Source organism: Acinetobacter sp. HA, assembly GCF_000264725.1.
Classification (GTDB): Bacteria; Pseudomonadota; Gammaproteobacteria; order Pseudomonadales; family Moraxellaceae; genus Acinetobacter; species Acinetobacter schindleri.
This window is the reverse complement of the sequence record NZ_AJXD01000062.1, coordinates 1-3,125: the sequence shown is the minus strand read 5'-3', so window position 1 is coordinate 3,125 and position 3,125 is coordinate 1. Positions and strand designations below refer to the sequence as shown.

The 3,125-nt window shown below is 29.2% G+C and carries 3 protein-coding genes; 2 read left to right on the top strand and 1 reads right to left on the bottom strand.

The annotated features are described in order from the left end of the window. Positions 1–50: 50 nt before the first annotated feature. Together HADU_RS10640 and HADU_RS10635 are read left to right on the top strand one after the other, a co-directional pair. Entirely contained in the window at positions 51–509 is a 459-nt protein-coding gene (locus HADU_RS10640; RefSeq protein WP_008306110.1) for a hypothetical protein, read from the top strand. Positions 510–631: 122 nt separating this feature from the next. Continuing rightward, a complete protein-coding gene (locus HADU_RS10635) occupies positions 632–1,585 on the top strand; it encodes a hypothetical protein (protein ID WP_008306108.1) in 954 nt (317 codons plus the stop codon). Here the strand turns inward: HADU_RS10635 and HADU_RS10630 are convergent. Continuing rightward, positions 1,568–3,125 (bottom strand): helix-turn-helix domain-containing protein (locus tag HADU_RS10630; protein ID WP_008306105.1); only part of this gene is annotated, 1,558 nt, incomplete at its 5' end. The genes HADU_RS10635 and HADU_RS10630 overlap by 18 nt on opposite strands.

Genomic DNA, 3,125 nt, shown 5'->3' with positions numbered 1-3,125 from the left:
GGCAGCATAATTTAAATATTTAGAGCGGATTTATCACTTATAAAACTGAATTGAGTGGTCTAATTAACGGAACCACATCAGATAGATTAAAAAAGATTAGAGAGAGAGAACGTATACCGCAAGAAAATATATCGTATTTAAAAGAATATATTACATCGGGAATTCCAAATAATTTAGAAAATATAGCTGCGTATTCCTGGTTTGATGGAAAAAAACTTGTCGGGCTAGATAAAGAAAATCATTCCTTATTTTATGATTTTACTCAAAATGAGTGGATTGTTGATGATAGTAAAGTTCTAGAAGAAAACTCTTATAGAAAAATTCGTCAAACAAATGCAGGAATTATCATAGAAACTGAAGATGACAGTTTATATAGAAAGATGGGAAATAATAATAAATTGTTATCAAAAGACGTTTCTGCTTGGAGGGTTTTTCCTAGATCAAAAAACTATCAAGATAGAATACATATTATAAATGAGGACTATCTACAAATTAGTATTTTTGACTAATTAGTTATTTCTAAAATAATTTTAAACCAAGTGTTATAAGCCCAGACAGGGACTGTGCTTCTATTTTCTTATAAACAGAATTAATTTAAAAATTCTGTTTATAAGTGATTTTTATAAAGAGGATGGTTTTGAGTTTTTTTGATTTTATTTTTAAAAAAATTAATTGGGTAATTAATTGTAGTAACCAGATAATAAAATTCATTATTGGATTTGGTATTTGTTTAATCCTATTGTACTTTACATATATTGATTATTTTCCCACTGACTTATCATTGGGTGATGGTCTTTTATTCTTTTTAATAACTATAAAATTTCTATTGGTTTTTTTATTATTTTTGAGTTCACATTATGCACTTGGTAGAATAGTTATTTTTATTTTTAGTGGTATAATAAGGATATTTAAATTTTTATTTCAGATAAAATTATTTTTTAATAATATTGTGAATATAAGAAATATTACCTTGGTAAAGGTGAAAAAAGTAATAGATAAGATTTCTGTTAAGTTTATAAAATTTATTTTTTATATTTTTGGATTTGTATTGATTTTTCTTTTTTATAACGAAAAATCATTAAATTTAATATTAATGATTTTTTTAAGTATATTGCTTACATACTGTATTGATATCTTTATTAAAGAATTTCGAGATAATAATTATTTAAAGAGTGAGGAATCTACAGCTGAAAGTATAGAAAAGAAAAATTTAAAGCTATCTATTATGCTCATATATATATTGTTTTTTCCAAGCTCTATATATCTTTTTTATAGCGAAAAGCCGAATAACTTTCTTATAACTTCTACCTTAGCCTCAATACGAGAAGATGATAGAAAAAGTATTATTTTTATAAAATTTGGACTAAAAGACCTTTTCCCTGAATCAAAGATTGGTGAAAGAAAAGGGGAGTATGTCGAATTAAAAAATACTGAAATCTTACTTAGAGGCATAGGTAAAAATGCCTTAGTTCAATACCAGTCTAAAGCTAAGGATTACCGAGGTAATGATGTACAGATAAAAGTAAAAGTGGAAATCCCCAACGATTCTCTTTTAGTTGTTAGAAGATCATATAGTCGCAGATGATCGAGAATTCTCATTTTTGATGCGGATGACATCATCTTTTTTAAACAGCCTAATTTTTGAATCAGTTTTGCCAAGATAATAGGGACGAATTAAACCTTGTTTCTGTAGGTTCGTTATATGCGAATGCCTCATTCCTAGTAACTTACTAGCTTCAGTACCTGTCATATAGACTTCCTTTAATTTAAGTACTTTACTGAGTTCTTCTCGTGGAATGAGCTTCCAATAGACTAAATCTTCAATGCTTAAGAAGCCTGTATTGCACCAATACTTTTTTATCCAATTGGCAGGGCAGTTCAATTGCTTTGCAGCATCTAGGTAGGAAATAAATTCGTCGCTTAGTAGTTTGTTTTTAAGATTTAATAGGGAGCAAGCTTCAATCTGAACAGATAAAGGGTTGTTCTCATTTTTCCTAAGAATCCCTTTTTGAACAAGTACAGCAACTTTATTTGAGCTAATTGCTAATATGGATGCAGAATCATTTAAAGAGTAATAATCTGCATTTTGGGATACATCTTTTAAGGTATTTTTGTGCCTTCCAGCTCGAGTTGGATAGCCCTTAATAGTACTTAGGTCATTTGTCTTTATATCTTGAACATCAGACTTTAAAAAAATATTAATTGCAGTTGAATCTATATGTGGGCCATTAGTAGGAGTAATACCTAAAGCCCCTAATTTCTCCACTAGATTAGTTGGAGACACCTTAAGCTGTGTTGCTAAGGGGCTAACAAGAATGTATTTATTTTTGAATTCTGTTACTTTTTCTTTTGAATACTTTCTGAGAGTCTGCGGCTTTTCATATATATCCTCTAAGTTGAACCATCCAGATTTTGCTAGATTTCTAGCAATGTCATAATTGATTTCTAAAATCTTGGCAACATCTTTTAACTGAATTTTATCCTTATCTACGGGTTCTTCGATGTTGGTGACTACTACAGATTTAAGCTGAGGATATGCACCAATTAGAAAGCGCTCTACGTCTATGCTGGCAATATCTCCTTTATAAAGTTCTTTGTCACCAAGGTTTAAATAGTCACTATCTATCAATTTCTCAAGCTCAAAGCGAGAAACCTTTAAGATCAGTTTTATTTCATAATTTCTAAGTTCTCTAGAAATACTCTTTTGAGTAATTTTGTACTCTGATGAATTTTTTTCAGTGATCTCAATATGTTTTGTGAACAGTTGTTCATACTTTAGAAAAGGTAATAATTGAATCCTAGGGTGAGAATACTCACTTTTACTATTAATACTTTCACTTAATTTTGATGCTGAAATGTCAGGGTCAGAAAAATATTCATATACTTTAGAAAAAATATTTTCGTTTGTGTTAGATCTATCAGATTTTAGAAAATCATTAAAAGCTTTCCAGCAGGATGCGAACTTTCTAAACCGCTCCTTTGAACTATGATTAAGCATGTCAATAAACCAATAGACACTTTTCATTGACTCTGCTTTCCGTATCGGTGCTGTATCTAATTTAAAACCCTCTGTACACGACAAAAATAGATAACTCATTGAAATAATGTCATAATAATTGTTTTCT

Coding starts and splice junctions, on each gene's coding strand:
- HADU_RS10635 (WP_008306108.1), top strand. CDS start 632: ATGGTTTTGAGTTTTTTTGATTTTATTTTTAAAAAAATTAATTGGGTA.